Source organism: Plantactinospora endophytica (assembly GCF_016862915.1).
In the GTDB taxonomy this organism is placed as follows: Bacteria; Actinomycetota; Actinomycetes; order Mycobacteriales; family Micromonosporaceae; genus Plantactinospora; species Plantactinospora endophytica.
In genome coordinates, this window is the sequence record NZ_BONW01000038.1 from 80,337 (window position 1) to 96,940 (window position 16,604).

At 74.0% G+C, this 16,604-nt stretch carries 1 protein-coding gene and 1 pseudogene; both read right to left on the reverse strand.

Going from position 1 to position 16,604, the window contains the following annotated elements; translation table 11 throughout:
- Positions 1-28: 28 nt before the first annotated feature.
- Positions 29-6,478, reverse strand: a pseudogene (locus tag Pen02_RS31750) (SDR family NAD(P)-dependent oxidoreductase); the annotation flags it as partial.
- A gap of 249 nt (positions 6,479-6,727) precedes the next feature.
- Positions 6,728-16,604: type I polyketide synthase (locus Pen02_RS31755; protein ID WP_203869841.1), on the reverse strand; the 9,877-nt coding region annotated here is incomplete at its 5' end.

A 16,604-nucleotide genomic window follows, 5' to 3' on the forward strand; every position in this document is an offset into this window, starting at 1 on the left:
GCCGCGCCCCTGTGGCGCGGCCGGTGGATCAGGATTGCGAGGTGTCCATCGCCCGCTGGATCAGTGCGGCGACGTCGAGGTCGTCGATGGCCGTGGAGTCGCCGTCGGGCCCGGTGGACGCGGAAACCTCGTCCGGAGCGGCGGCGAGGCTCATGATCGCGTCGTAGAGGCCGGCCTGGTGGAACCGTTGCAACGGGATCGCCCGCAGCACGCGGTGGAACTCGGCGCCGGCCGGGTCCTCATCGGTGGCACCGGGCTCGTCCGGCCGCAGTTCGCGGCTGAGTGAGGCGGCGAGCGCGGCGGGGCTGGGGTTGTCGAAGACCAGGGTCGCGGGCAGGCGCAACCCGGTGGCGGTGGTGAGCCGGTTGCGCAGCTCCACCGCCGTCAGCGAGTCGAACCCGAGATCCTTGAAGGCCCGGTCGGTACCGATCTCGGTGCTGTCGGCGTGGCCGAGCACCGCGGCGGCCGAGGACCGGACCAGGTCCAGCAGGGCCCGGTCCCGCTCGGCGGGCGCCAGGGCGAGGTAGCGCTGCCCGGGGGTCTCGGCCGGACCTCCCGGGTCGACGGCCCGGGCCGCAGGTCGTGCCGCGGCACCGGCGAGGCCGCGCAGCAGCGCCGGGACGACACCGGGGCCCGAACCGGCACGCAGGGCCGCGGTGTCGATCCGCATCGGTGCCAGCACCGGATCGGCGTGCCGCAGCGCCGCGTCCCACAGCCGCAGTCCCTCGTCACTGCGCAGCGGCGCCACCCCACCTCGGGCGAGACGGCCGAGATCGGTGTCGCCGAGGTGTCCGGTCATCGCGCTGCGCTGCGCCCACAGGCTCCAGGCGAGCGAGGTCGCCGGCAGGCCCGCCGCCCGGCGGCGCAGGGCGAGCGCGTCCAGAAAGGTGTTCGCCGCGGCGTAGTTGCCCTGGCCCGGGGCGCCGAGCAGACCCGCCGCCGAGGAGAACAGCACGAACTCGACGAGGTCCCGGTCGCGGGTGCACGCGTCCAGGTTCGCCGCCGCGTCCACCTTCGCCCGCAACACCTCGTCGAAGTCCGCCGGGGTCAGCGAGCCCACCAGCCCGTCGCGCAGAACCCCGGCGGCGTGCACGACTCCGGTGAGCGGACGGTCCTGCGGGACCGTCACCAGCAGCTTCTCCAGCGCACCACGGTCGGCGACGTCGCAGGCCGCCACGGTGGCGGTCGCGCCACGGTCGGCGAGGTCGGCGACCAGCTCCGGCACGCCCGGGGCGTCGGGACCGGACCGGCTGACCAGCAGCAGGTGCCGTACCCCACGGTCGGCGAGGTGCCGGGCCAGCAGCCGGCCAAGGGTACCCGTACCGCCGGTGATCAGGACCGTGTCGTGCCGCTGCCACGGCTGCGGCAGGGTCAGCACGACCTTGCCGGCGTACCGGGCCTGGCTGATCCGGCGGAACGCCTCCGGCGCCTCGCGTACGTCCCAGACGTGGGTGGGCAGCAGGTGCAGCGTGCCGTCGGTGAACAGCCGCACCAGCTCGCTGAGCATCTGCTGGATGCGGTCCGGTCCGGCTTCCACGAGGTCGAAGGAGCGGTAGTGGATTCCGGCGACCGACCCGGGGTCGCGGATGTCGGTCTTGCCCATCTCGACGAACCGGCCGCCGGGACGCAGCAGCCCGGCCGACGTGTCGACGAACTCGCCGGCCAGGCTGTTGAGCACGACGTCCAGCCCGGCCGGGAAGCGTTCCGCGAACGACAGGTCCCGCGAGTTGCCGATGTGGTCGTCCGGCAGGCCCAACCCGCGCAGCACCGCCCACTTGCCCTCGCTGGCCGTGCCGAAGACCTCCGCACCCCAGTGCCGGGCCAACTGCACCGCCGCCTGCCCCACCCCACCGGCGGCCGCGTGCACGAGGACACGCTCTCCCGCTTCCAGGCCGGCGAGGTCGCGCAGCGCGTACCAGGCGGTGAGGAAGACGATCGGCATGGAGGCGGCCTGGGTGAAGGACCATCCGTCGGGTATCCGGGTGAGCATCCGGTGATCGGTGACCGCCACCGGGCCGAACGCGCCGGTGAACAGGCCCGTGACCCGGTCGCCCGGCGCGAGGGACGGCACGCCCGGCCCCACTTCGAGCACGGTGCCGGCGGCCTCGCTGCCCAACAGCGCCGGGTCCGGGTACATGCCGAGCGTGATGAGCACGTCCCGGAAGTTGACCCCGGCGGCGCGTACGGCCACCCGGACCTCGCCCGGCTCCAGTTCCGCCGCCGACTCCGGGGCCGCCACCACGGCCAGGCCGTCGACCGAGCCGGCGCCGGTGGCGTCCAGGCGCCACGGGCCGGCCGCCATCGGCGTACGCGGGGAGAGCCGGCCGGCGACCGCGCGCAGTCGGGGCAGCCACGCCCGGCCGGCGCGGATCGCGACCTCGGGGTGACCGGCGGCGAACAGCTCGACCGGGAGCGGGCCCGGGTCGTCGTCGAGGTCGGCGAGGACGAACCTGTCCGGGTTCTCGGACTGGGCGGTACGGACCAGGCCGCGTACCGCCGCGTGGGCGAGGTCGCGCACCTCGCCGCGATCCTGGACCGCCACCGCGCCACGGGTGACGACGACCAGCCGGGACCGGTCGAGGCGACCGTCGGCCAGCCAGCCGGCGAGCAGGGCGTGCACGGCGGACAGGGCGGCGCGTACCTCGGCGGGTGTGTCGCCGGAGGCGGCCGGGCAGACGGTCACCACCAGCTCGGGCGCCTGTCCGCCGGAGTCGAGCGCGGTGGAGAGCGCGGCCAGGTCCGGGTAGCACCGGTCCGGCCGCGCCCCGGCGTCGTACGGTCCGAGGAGTGCCCAGTCCGCCACCGCTGCGGCGGTGGTGCCGGCGGGAATCCACTCCAGGGCGTACAGGTCGTCGTCGGCGCCGGCCGCGTCACCGGCCGCGCGCAGGGTCAGGGAGTCTATCGACACCACGGGCGCGCCGGTCGTGTCGGTCGCCGTCAGGGCGAGCGTCCCGGGCGCCGGCGAGGTCAGGCGTACCCGCAGCTCCGCGGCTCCGGTGGCGTGCACCCGAACGCCCTGGAAGCTCCACGGCAGCCGGGCGACGCCGTCGGAGGGCAGCAGACCGCCCACCCCGGCGGCGTGCAGGGCGGCGTCGAGCAGGGCCGGGTGCAGCAGGTAGTCGGCCGGCGCACCGCTGACGTCGCCGGGCAGCCGCGCCTCGGCGTAGACGGCACCGTCACCGGACCAGACCCGGCGCAGCCCCCGGAAGGACGGCCCGTAGTCCAGCCCGCGCTCCGCCAGGGCGTCGTAGGCGCCGCCGACATCCACCGTGGACGCCCCGGCGGGTGGCCACGCCACGGTCGCGGGTACGGCCGTGCCGGAGCCGCTGCTCAACACGCCCTCGGCGTGCTGGACCCAGCGGTCGCGGCCGTCGGCGCGGGAGTGCACCGCGACGGTCCAGCGGCCCTCCTCGGCCGGGCGGACGCTGACCTGCACCCGGACCGCTCCGGTGGCCGGCACGGCCAGCGGGGCCTGCAACGTGAGTTCCTCCACGAGGGTGCCGCCCACCTCGTCGCCGGCACGGCCGACCAGTTCGAGGAAACCGGTGCCGGGCAGCAGGATCTCGTCGCGGACCCGGTGGTCGGCCAGCCAGGGTTGGGTGTCGAGGGCGAGCCGGCCGGTCAGCAGCACGGCGCCCGCGCCGGCCATCGGCACGGCGGCGCCGAGCAGCGGATGGGACACCGGCGCGAGACCGGCGGCGGCGACGTCACCCGCGCCGCGTGGGCGGCCCGGCCAGAACCTGCGGCGCTGGAACGGGTACGTGGGCAGGTCCACCCGCCGGGCGCCGGTGAACACGGTGGACCAGTCGACCGGGACGCCGCGCACCCATGCTTCGCCGAGCTGGCGGTACAGGCGTGCGAGACCGCCCTCGTCGCGGCGCAGGGTGCCGACGACGGCGGCGTCCGCGCCGGCCGCCTGGACGGTCTCCTCGATGCTCATGGTGAGCACCGCATGCGGGCTGACCTCGACGAACGCGGTGAATCCGGCAGCCAGCAGGGCGCAGACCGCAGGCTCGAACTCGACGGTGTCGCGCAGGTTGCGGAACCAGTATTCCGGGGTCAGCGACCGGTGTTCCTGGAAGGCGGCGGTGACCGAGGAGAAGAAACGGACCTCGCCGTCGCGCGGCGTCATCGGCGCCGCGATCCGGATCAGCTCGTCGCGCAACCGTTCGACCTGCGGCGAGTGCGAGGCGTAGTCGACGGGGATCATCCGGGCTCGGACGCCCTCCGCCTCGCACGCGTCGCGCAGGGCGTGCAGGGCGTCGGGCGGGCCGGAGACCACGGTCGAGGACGGGCCGTTGACCGTGGCGACCGACAGCTCCGGACAGTCATCGGCGACAAGGTCGCGTACCTCGGCCACGGACAGCGCGAGCGAGAGCATGCCGCCCTGCTGGGAGAGCTGCAACAGGGCCTGCGAACGCAGGGCCACCAGCCGGGCGGCATCCGGCAGGGAGAGCGCCCCGGCGACGCAGGCGGCGGCGATCTCGCCCTGGCTGTGCCCCAGCACCGCGGCCGGGCGTACGCCGTGTGCCCGCCACACCTCCGCCAGCGACACCATCATCGCGAACAGCACGGGCTGTACGACGTCGACCCGGTCCAGCCCGGGCGCGCCCGGCACGCCGGTGAGCACGTCGAGCAGCTTCCAGTCGACATGCGGGGCGAGCGCGTCGGCGCATTCGGCCATCCGCTCGGCGAACACGGGCGAGGTACGCAGCAGTTCGGCTGCCATGCCGGCCCATTGCGACCCCTGTCCCGGAAAGACGAAGACGACGTTGTCGCGGGTGCCGGCGGCGGTGCCGGTGACGACTCCGGTCACGGCCTCCCCGGCGGCCAGTGCCGTGAACCCGGCCCGGGCGGAGCCGGAGTCGTCGGCGACGACGACCGCTCGGACCGGCAGCGGGGTCCGGGTGACGGCCAGCGAGTGCCCGAGGTCCACGCCGGAGGTCTCCGGCAGCGCGGCCATCCGGGCAGCCAGCTCGCGCAGGGCCGGCTCGGTACGGGCGGACAGCACCAGCGGCACCGCGACGGTTGACTCGACCGGCTCACCCGGCGGCTCGACCGGCTCACCCGCCGCAGAGACGTCGACCGGTTCACCCGCCAGGGAGCCCTCGGGTGCCTCCTCGATGATGACGTGGGCGTTCGTGCCGCTCATTCCGAACGAGGAGACGCCGGCTCGGCGGGGGTGGCCGTTACGCTGCCACGGCTGGACCTCGGTCAACAACCGAACCGCCCCCGACGACCAGTCGACCTCCGGCGTCGGCTCGTCCACATGCAACGTCCTCGGCAGCACGCCGTGACGCATCGCCAACACCATCTTGATCACACCAGCCACACCCGCAGCCGCCTGCGTATGACCGATATTCGACTTCACCGACCCCAACCACAACGGCCGAACACGATCCCGCCCATACGTGGCCAACAACGCCTGCGCCTCAATCGGATCACCCAACCGCGTACCCGTACCGTGCGCCTCCACCACATCCACACCGGCCGCGTCGACACCCGCGTCCGCCAACGCCCGCCGAATCACCCGCTGCTGACTCGGACCGTTCGGCGCGGTCAGACCGCTGGAGGCGCCGTCCTGGTTCACCGCCGAACCACGCACCACCGCCAGGATGCGCCGACCGTGCCGGCGGGCGTCCGAAAGCCGCTCCAACACCAGCACACCGACACCCTCACCCCAGCCCGTACCGTCAGCGCCCGCCGCGAACGCCTTGCACCGACCATCCGCAGCCAACCCCCGCTGACGGCTGAACTCGAGAAAGGCGCCGGGCGTGGACATCACCGTGACCCCGGCGGCGAGTGCCAGGGAGCTCTCCAAGGCGCGCAGCGACCGCACGGCGAGGTGCAGGGCGACAAGCGAGGACGAGCAGGCGGTGTCCACGGTGATCGCAGGGCCCTGGAAGCCGTACGTGTAGGACAGTCGGCCGCTCAGCACACTGGCGGCGGTACCGGTGCCGAGGTAGCCCTCGAGTTCCTCCGGCGCGGCGGTGGCGACGGAGGCGTAGTCCTGGCTGTTGCTGCCGACGAAGACGCCCGTGGCGGTGCCGCGCAACGTGTCCGGGCGTACCCCGGCATCCTCGAACGCCTCCCAGGAGGTCTCCAGCAGTACCCGCTGCTGCGGGTCCATCGCGATCGCCTCACGCGGCGAAACGCCGAAGAACCCCGCGTCGAACTCGCCCGCCGCCGGAAGGAAGGCGCCGTGTCGGGTGGTCGAGGTGCCGACACGCTCCGGGTCCGGGTCGAAGAGGGCAGCAAGGTCCCAGCCTCGGTCGGCCGGGAACTCCCCGACCGCGTCGGATCCGCTCGCCAGCAGTTGCCACAGCTCGTCGGCCGAGCCGACCCCGCCGGCGAAACGGCACGCCATGCCCACCAGCGCGATCGGCTCCCGGTCCCGTTCCTCGGCGTCGCGCAACTGCCGCCGGGTACGCTGCAGATCTGCCGTCAACCGCTTGAGGTATTCGACGGTCTTTTCTTCGTTCGACATTCACGCAACCTGTCTGTCGCAGCCGGAGACCGTCAGGACGCACAACCCGGTGAGAAGCGTGTCTCCGCAGTTGAAGCTAGTGACTCGGTCGGATGAGCTGAACCCCTGCCAACCCCTGACTCGGGACCTGGTAATTACCTCCGGCCACCGGACGACGATGTCCAGGAATCGGCCGGAGAAATGGCGAAAGAATCCACGGGTACGTCGTTCAATTGGACGGACAGCACGGCCGGGCCAGGGTCAACCCCTATCGCCGCCCCTACCGGTCTCCAGGAGCGTCGCGCCGATCCACCCGTCGACCGCGAGGGCGGTGGACCCGGCCGCCGACTCCAGGATGGTGAAGTGGTCGCCCGGGACGTCGATCGTCTCGTGCGGCAGGTCCCACTCGGCCCGCCAGCCGCCGTCGCCCGTCTCCGCCGACCACGGTTCCGTGGCGCGCACCAGCAGCGTCCGGGTGGCCACCGGCTTCGGCTCCCACGCCCCGAAGATCTCGTGGTAGCGGCCCATCGCCGTGATCCGGGTGTCGCTGCGCAGCTCCATCCCGCTCTCCCGCTCGGCGACCGCCTGGGCGAGCCCGGTCGAAAGCCACGGCCGGCGACGGATCGACTCCGGCGTGGAGCTGTCGAGCAGCAGTACCGCTGCGGGCGGTAGCTGCGCCGCCTCAAGGTGCGCGGTCAGCGCGTACGCCAGCATGCCCGACATCGACCGCCCGACGAGGACGAAGCCGTCCCCGTCGGCCGTCAGGCGGCGGACCGCCTCGGCCTGCATCCGCACGAGCGCGTCGAGCGACTCCGGCAGGGCCTCGCCGTCGAGGTAACCGGGCTCGGGCAGTGCCCACACCTCGCGCCTGCCCCGCAGCGCGGCGGCGAACGGCGCGAACTCGTGCGGGCCGGCGACGGCGCTGAAGCTCGGCAGGCAGATCAGCCGGAGCCCGCCGGAGCCGTCGGCCAGGCGTACCGGGCCGGGAACGTGCTGCTCGGCGGTGGCGACATCGAAGGCCGGTCGCAGTCGCGCCGCCGCCTGCACGAGGGCGAGTCCTTCGTCGAGCCGGCCCTGCGCGCAGGCCTGCCAGTAGAGCGCGCTGACCGTACCGGAGGATTCCGGTCCACGACTGTCGGCGCGTTCGGTGAGATGCCGGGCGAGCGCCGCCAGTGAGGGTTCGTCGAAGACGACGGTCGGCTCCAGCGGGATGCCGGTCGCCGCGACCAGGCGTCGGCGCAGCTCCGTCGCGGTCAGCGAGTCGAAGCCCAGTTCCAGCAGGCTGAGCTGGTCGTCCAGGAGGTCGGTCGGGTCGTGGCCGAGCGCGGCGGCGACCTCCCGCCGGACCAGTTCCAGCGCCGTGGCCGGGTCGAAGGAGTTGCCTCCGGAGCCCTCCCCGGCCGCCCGGTCCACCGGACGCACGACCCTCCGGACCGCGCGCCGGACCGGCGCCTGCCCGGCAGCAACCGACCCGGCGCCGTTCAGAGGGCCGGTGGGCGACCCGACGCCGTCGAGGGAACCGCTGGGCGACCCGGCGCCGTTCAGTGGGCCGGCGGTCCCGTTCATTGGGCTGGCGGCCGAGTCGGCGCCGTTCGTCGGGCTGGCGGCCGAGCCGGGGTGTCCCAGCACCACCGTGCCGGCCGTCAGCACAGGTACGCCCGTCGCGTCGGTGGCCAGCAGGGCGTGGCCGTTGTCGGGCCGGGTCGACAGCCGGAGCCGCAGGTGGTGGGCGCCGGTGGCGAGCAGCCGCACGTCGCGCCACCGGGTGAGCGGTACGGGTCCGCCCGGCCCCGGCACCGCGGCCAGGGCCTCCAGCAGCGCCGGGTGCAGCAGGTAGCCGTCGGCCCGCGCGGGGTCGGGCAGGACCGCTTCGGCGAAGACCTCGCCGTCGCCGCGCCACACGGCCCGCAGGGTGGTGTCCGTGCCGACCTCGACGGCCTCCGCTCCGGCCGGGGGCCAGACGTCGATCGGCTCCGGCTCGTCGGTCGCGTCGCCGGTCACGAGGGTCGCGGTCGCGTTGACGGTCCAGCCGGTGCCGTCGTACGAGGAGATGCTCGCCGCCCGCCGCCCGGCCGGATCGGCAGCCCGGACCCGCACCTGCACCCGCGTCCCGCCCGGCTCGGCGGCGGGAAGCGGTACCAGCAGCTCCGCCTCGTCGATCACCTCGGCGCCGACCTCGTCACCGGCCCGCAGCAGCAGCTCCACCACCAGGCCGCCCGGCGCGTCCAGACCATCCGCTCCCGGAAGCGTCGCGTCGAACAGCACGCCGTCGCCCGCGATCACCAGCGGGTCACCCAGGTCGAGGCCCTCGCCCGCGACCGCGTCGGTGAGCCACAGGCGCCGGTGCTGGAACGGGTACGTCGGCAACGCGACCCGGCGGCCACCCGGTACCACCGGCGTCCAGTCGACCGGGATGCCGGTCGCGTGCAGCCGGGCCAGGGCGGTCAGCAGCGTCTCCTGCTCCGGCCGGTCCCGCCGCAGGACCGGCTCCAGTACGGCCTCGTCGGGCATCAGGTCCCGGGCCATCGAGGTGAGGGTGCCGTCCGGGCCGAGTTCGAGCAGCGTCGTGACGCCGACCTGGTGCAGGCCCCGCACACCGTCGTGGAAGCGGACCGGTTCGGCGGCGTGCCGCACCCAGTAGTCCGCCGACCGCAGATCGCCGGCAGCAGCGAGACGGCCGGTGACGGTGGAGACGACCGGGATCTCCGCCGGGGCGTACGTGACCGTCTCAGCGACCGCCCGGAACTCCGCCAGCATCGGCGCCATCAACGGCGAGTGGAAGGCGTGCGAGGTACGCAGCGCCTTGCGACGCCGGCCCTCGAACCGCTGCGCGACCGCCGTGACCGCGTCGCCGTCGCCGGAGACGACCACCGACCTCGGGCCGTTGACCGCGGCGATGCCGATCCGGCCGCCGACCGCCGAGATCGCCTCCCGGGCCTCCTCCTCGGTGACGCCCAGCGCCAGCATCGCACCGCCGCCGGGCAGCGCCTGCATCAGCCGGCCCCGGGCGCACACCAGCGCGGCCGTGTCCTCGAGGCTGAGCACCCCGGCGAGGTGGGCCGCGGCGAACTCCCCGATGGAGTGGCCGATCAGCGCGGTGGGCCTGATCCCGAAGGTGCCGAGCAGCCGGGCCAGTGCGATCTCGACGGCGACCAGCGCCGGCTGGGTGTACTCGGTACGGTCGAGCAGTTCCGGGTCGCCGTCGACCACCCGGCGCAGCGGCCGGTCGAGGTGCCGGTCGAACGCGGCGCAGGTCTCCTCCAGCACGGCGTCGAAGGCGGGGAACGCGGCGGCCAGTTCCCGGCCCATCCCGGCGCGCTGGGCGCCCTGTCCGGTGAGGGCGAAGGCGAGCTTCCCGTCCCGGCGTACCCCCTGGACGAGGTTCGCCGCCCGGGTACCGTCGCGCAGTGCGTACAGGCCGGCGACCAGGTCGGCGTGTCTCCGGCCGAGCACGACCGCACGGTGGTCGAACACCGCGCGGGTGACCAGCAGCGAGTGCGCGACGTCCCGGGGCTCGGCGGTCACGGCCGCCAGCCGTTCCGCCTGGTCGCGCAATGCCTCCGCCGTCTTGGCCGAGAGCGCCCAGGGCACCAGCGGACCTTCGGCAGCCGGTACGCGGTCCCCGGCGGCGGCGTCGACCAGGGCGACTCGCGCGGGGCGGTCCGCCGGCACCGACTCCGGCTCGACCTCCGGTACGCCGGGTGCCTCTTCGAGGATCACGTGGGCGTTGGTGCCGCTGATCCCGAACGACGACACCCCGGCACGCCGTCGGCGGCCGTCCGCCTCCCAGGACTGTGGCCGGGTGAGCAGTTCGACGGCTCCGGCGGACCAGTCGACGTGCGGGCTGGGCTGCTCGGCGTGCAGCGTTCGCGGCAGGATCCCGTGCCGCATGGCCAGTACCATCTTGATCACGCCGGCGACCCCGGCCGCCGCCTGGGTGTGGCCGATGTTGGACTTGATCGAGCCGATCCGAACCGGACGGTCCCGGTCCTGGCCGTACGTGGCGACCAGCGCCTGCGCCTCGATCGGGTCGCCGAGCCGGGTGCCGGTGCCGTGCGCCTCGACGGCGTCGACGTCGGCGGGGCGCAATCCGGCGGCGGCGAGCGCCTGCTGGATCACCCGCTGCTGGCTCGGGCCGTTCGGTGCGGTGAGACCGTTCGACGCGCCGTCCTGGTTGACCGCCGACCCGCTGATCACGGCGAGGATCTGGTGCCCGTGGCGGCGGGCGTCGGAGAGGCGTTCCAGCACTACCATGCCGGCGCCCTCGGCGGCTCCCATGCCGTCCGCGTCCGCCGAGAACGCCTTGCAGCGCCCGTCGCGGGCGAGGCCCTGCTGTCGGCTGAACTCGACGAAGAAGCCGGGGGTGGACATCACCGTCACGCCGCCGGCGAGGGCGAGCGTGCACTCCCCCTGCCTGAGTGCCTGCGCCGCCAGGTGCAACGCGACAAGCGACGACGAGCAGGCCGTGTCCACGGTCATCGCCGGGCCCTCCAGCCCGAAGGTGTAGGAGATCCGCCCGGACACCACGCTACCGGTGTTGCCGGTGACCAAATGACCCTTCACCCGCTCGGGGATCCGGGCGACCAGGCCGGTGTAGTCCTGGCCGCTGGCTCCGGCGAAGACACCGGTACGGCTGCCGCGCAGCGTCGACGGGTCGATCCCGGCGTTCTCGAACGCCTCCCACGAGATCTCCAGCAGCAGCCGCTGCTGCGGGTCCATCGCCAGCGCCTCGCGTGGCGAGATGCCGAAGAAACCGGGGTCGAAGTCGGCGACGCCGCCGAGGAAGGCGCCCTGCCGGGTGTACGAGGTGCCCGGGTGCTCAGGATCGGGATGGTAGAGCCCCTCCAGGTCCCAGCCCCGGTCGACGGGGAACGGCCCGACCGCGTCGCCGCCCGCGTCCAGCAGCTCCCACAGCGTCTCGGGAGAGCTGACCCCACCGGGGAAGCGGCAGCTCATCCCGACGATGACGATCGGGTCCACCGCGCTGTCCGGTGTGGACGTACCCACCACCGGCAGGCTCGGCGCGGACCCGGTGCCGAGCGTTTCCGCCAGCACGTACGCGGTGATCGCGGCGGGCGTCGGATGGTCGAAGACGAGCGTGGCGGGTAGCCGCAGTCCGGTGGCGGTACCGAGCCGGTTGCGGAGCTCGACGGCGGTCAGTGAGTCGAAGCCGATGTCCTTGAAGGCGCGGTGCGGGTCGATCGCGTCGGCGCCCCGATGGCCGAGAACCGCCGCGCCGGCGGCCCGGACCAGGTCGAGGACGTGCTGCTCCCGGTCACCGGGCGGCATGGCGTCCAGCCGGCCGGCGAAGCCCGCCGCGCTCGTGCCGCTGCTGGCGGTACGGCGGGCCGGGGTGCGGACCAGGCCACGCATCAGCGGCGGTACGACCGCGTCGGCGCGGTGCAGGGCGCGCAGGTCGAGGCGGGCGGCGACGAGCGCGGGCTCCTCGCGGTGGACCGCCGCGTCGAACACGGCGAGGCCGTGCTCGCGGGTCAGTCCGGCGATGCCGCCTCGGGCGAGGCGGCGCAGGTCGGTGTCGTCGAGGTGCCCGGTCATGGCGCTGCGTTCGTCCCAGAATCCCCAGGCGAGGGAGGTGGCGGGCAGGCCCTGACTGCGGCGGTGCCGGGCCAGCGCGTCGAGGAACGCGTTGGCGGCGGCGTAGTTGGCCTGCCCGGCCGCGCCGAGGACACCGGCGACCGACGAGTAGAGCACGAAGATCGCCAGGTCGGCGTCCACGGTCAGCTCGTGCAGGTTGACCGCGGCATCCACCTTGGCCCGCAGCACCGCCTCGACCTGCTGTGGAGTCAACGACTCCAGGACTCCGTCCGCGAGGACGCCGGCCGCGTGCACGACGCCGGTGAGGGGGTACGCCCGGGGGATCCCGGCCAGGGCGGCGGCCAACTGCTCCCGGTCCGAGGCGTCGCAGGAACGTATCGTCACCTCCGCGCCGAGGGCGGTGAGCCGGGCACGGAGTTCGTCCGCGCCGTCGGCGGCCTCGCCGGTGCGGCTCAGCAGCAGCAGGTGCGGGGCGCCGGCCGCGGCGAGGTGTTCGGCGATCATCCGGCCCAGCGTGCCGGTCGCGCCGGTGACCAGTACGGTTCCGGTGATCGCGGGCTTCGGCACGGTGAGGACGAGTTTGCCGGTGTGTCGGGCCTGGCTCATGAACCGGAACGCGTCCGCCGCCCGGCGTACGTCGAACGCCCGCAGCGGCAGCGGGCGCAGCGCGCCGGTGGCCATCAGCCCGGTGACCCCGGTGAGGATCTGCTGGATGCGATCGGGGCCGGCCTCGGCCAGGTCGAAGGCGCGGTAGCGGACGGTGGCGGCGGTACGGCGGATGTCGGTCTTGCCCATCTCCACGAACCGGCCGCCGGGCGCGAGCAGGTCGAGGGACGCGTCGACGAATTCACCGGCGAGACTGTTCAGGACGACGTCCATACCGGACGGAAAACGATCCGCGAACGTCAGGTCACGGGAACTGGCGAGGTGGTCGTCGGCCAGGCCGAGCCCGCGCAACACGTCCCACTTGCCGGGGCTGGCCGTACCGAACACCTCCGCGCCCCGGTGCTGCGCCAGTTGCACCGCTGCCTGCCCGACCCCGCCGGCAGCCGCGTGGATCAGTACCCGCTCCCCGGCGCGCAGCCCGGCGAGGTCGTGCAGGGCGTACCAGGCGGTGGCGAACGCCGCGGGCACCGTGGCGGCGCGGGCGAAGGACCAGCCCTCGGGGATCGCGGCGAGCATCCGCTCGTCGGCGACGGCTTCGGGGCCGAAGGCGCCGGTGAACAGCCCCATCACCCGGTCGCCGGGGCGCAGCGCGGTCACCTCCTCGCCGACGTCGAGCACGATCCCGGCGGCCTCGCCGCCGATGGTTCCGGCGCCCGGGTACATGCCGAGGCTGAGCAGGACGTCCCGGAAGTTCACCCCGGCCGCGCGTACCCCGACCCGGACCTCGCGCGCCGCGAGCCCGGGCCGCTCGACGGCGGCGACGACGAGGCTGTCCAGGGAACCGTCGGCGCCCGCCTCGACCCGCCAGATGCCGTCGGCAGGAAGTTCGAGGACGTCGGCGGCGGTCGGGCGGGCGAGCCCGGGGACGAGCAGCCGGTCGCCGCGCACGGCGATCTGGGTCTCGCCGGTGGCGACGGCGGCGGGCAGCCGGGTGAGCGCGTCCGCGCGGTCGACGTCGACGAGGACGAACCTGTCGTGGTGTTCGGCCTGCGCGGAGCGGACCAGGCCCCACACCGCCGCGTGGGCAGGGTCGGTCAGGTCGTGTCCGTCCGGGGTCGCGCTCACCGCGCCGGTGGTGACCAGCACCAGCCGCGAGCCGGCGGTACGTGCGTCGGCGAGCCACCGCTGGAGCAGGTCGAGGATGCCGAGGGTGGCCTGGTGCGTCCGGCCGGCGAGACCGAGGCCGGTCGGTGCCGGGGGCAGCAGCAGGGCCACGGTTTCCGGCGGAGTGCCGGGCACGGCGAGCAGGGCGGCGAGGTCGGGATGCTGGGCGGCCACGGTGCCGAGCCGGGCCGCCAATTCCGGAGCGCCGACGACCGCCCAGCGGGTGGCGTCGTGGTCGGCGGCCGGAGTGGTCCCGGTCCAGTCGACCCGCCACAGGGCGTCGCCGACGGCGGGACGGGTGACGGTGGTGTCGGTGAGGGGACGGGTGACGAGCCTGTCGACGGTGACCACGGGGGCGCCGGTCGGGTCGAAGGCGTGCAGGGTCAGGTCGCCCTGCTCGTCGCGGGTCAGCCGGACGCGCAGGTGGGTGGCGCCGCCGGCGTGCACGGTGACGCCGGTGAACGCGAACGGCAGCCGGGGTTGCTCGCCGGTGGCGGCGGTGGTGGGGTCGAGGGAGACCGCCTGTAGGGCTGCGTCGAAGAGAGCGGGATGCAGTGCGAAACCGTCGGTCTCGACGCCTTCCGGCAGGGCGACCTCGGCGTAGAGGCTGCCGTCGTGCCACCAGGCGGCTCGCAGGCCCTGGAAGGCGGGTCCGTAGTGATAGCCGCCGTCGGCGAGCCGCTCGTAGACCCCCTCCACGGGCAGTCGCCGGGCATCTGCGGGCGGCCACGAGGGCGGCGCCGCGCCACCAGCTCCGGTGCCCCGGGCCAGGGTCGCGGTCACGTGGTGCGTGAAGTCGTCCTCGCCGTCGGGGCGGGAGTGGACGCTGACCGTCCCGTCGCGCAGGACGACCTGTAGCGTCACGTGTCCCCGCCGTGGCAGTACCAGCGGGGTGTGCAGGGTCATCTCCTCGATGTGGTCGTAGCCGGCCTCGTCGCCCGCCCGGACGGCGAGTTCGACGAAGGCGGTGCCGGGCACCAGGACCGTGTCGCCCACGGTGTGGTCGGCCAGCCAGGCGTGGCTCTGCAGGGACAGCCGTCCGGTGAGAACCAGCGCGTCGCCGTCGGCCAGCCGCATCGATCCCGCGACCAGGGGATGCCGGGTTGCCGCCAGACCGGCCGCCCGGACGTCGCCGCCGGAGGTCGTGAGCCAGAAACGTCGACGCTGGAACGGGTACGACGACAGCTCGACCCGGTTGCCCTCCGGCACCCACGCGCGCAGGTCCAGGCGTACCCCCTGGACGAAGAGTTCGCCGGCCGACAGCAGCAGCCGATCCAGGCCGCCCTCGTCACGGCGCAGCGAGCCGGCCACCACCGCCGTACCGCCCGCCGCCTCCACGATCTCCGCGACCGGTGCGGTCAGTACCGGGTGAGGGCTCATCTCCACGAACGCGCCCACACCGTCGGCGGTCAGCCGCGCCACCACCGGCTCCAGCAGTACGGTGTGCCGCAGGTTGGCGAACCAGTAGCCGGCGTCCAGCTCGGCTCCGTCCACCACCTCGCCCCGTAGGGTCGAGAAGAACGGCACCTGTCCCGCCTGTGGCCGCACCGGACCGAGTACGCGGGCGAGTTCGTCGCGCAGAACCTCCATCTGAGCCGAGTGCGAGGCATAGGTGACCGGTACCCGGCGGGCGCGGATGCCGCGCTGTTCGCACCAGGACTCGATCCGGGCCAGGCCCGTCACCTCGCCGGAGATCACTGTCGCTGCCGGTCCGTTGACCGCCGCGACCTCCACCCCGAGGTTCGGGTCGAGCAGGGCCTCGACGTCCGCCCGGGGCATCGCCACCGAGGTCATGCCGCTCTCGGCACCCGGCAGCCCCGCGATCGCCGCCGACCGCAACGCCACCACCCGAGCACCATCCTCCAAAGACAACGCCCCAGCCACACACGCCGCCGCGATCTCACCCTGCGAATGACCAACCACCGCAGCCGGCCGCACACCCCACGACCGCCACACCGCAGCCAACGACACCATCACCGCCCACAACACCGGCTGCACCACATCAACCCGCCGCAACGCCTCCTCATCACCCAAAACCTCAACCAACGACCAATCCACAAACGGCGCCAACGCCCGCTCACACTCCGCCATCCGCTCGGCGAAAACCGGCGACACGGCAAGCAACTCCACCCCCATACCCACCCACTGCGCCCCCTGCCCCGGAAACACGAACACCACCCGCTCGTCGCGGCCGGCGGGGCGGCCGGTGGTGACGTTCGGTGCCTCGGTGCCGGCGGCGAGGGCGCGCAGACCGTCGCGGGCCGCGGCCGGGTCGGTGGCGGCCACCACGGCGCGTTCGGCGAGCAGGCCGCGCGTGCGGACCAGGGAGGAGGCCACGTCGCGTAGCGAGATGTCGTCGGTGCCGAGCAGGTCGGCCAGGCGGGCGGCCTGCTCACGCAGGGCGTTCGGCGCGGAGGCGGAGAGCACCAGGGGTACGGGTGCGGCGGTGTCCGGCTGCGGCACGACCGGTTCGCGGTCCTCGGCCTCTTCGAGGATCACGTGGGCGTTGGTGCCACTGATGCCGAAGGACGAGATGCCGGCGCGGCGGGGGTGACCGTTGCGCTGCCACGGCTGCGCCTCGGTGAGCAGACGCACGTCGCCGACGCTCCAGTCCACCTCGGGAGTGGGAACGTCGGCGTGCAGGGTGCGCGGGAGCAAGCCGTTGCGCATCGCGAGGACCATCTTGATGACGCCGGCGACGCCGGAGGCCGCCTGGGTGTGGCCGAGGTTGGATTTCACCGAACCGAGCCAGAGGGGACGGTCGCGGTTCTGGCCGTAGGCATTGAGCAGCGCCTGGGCCTCGATGGGGTCG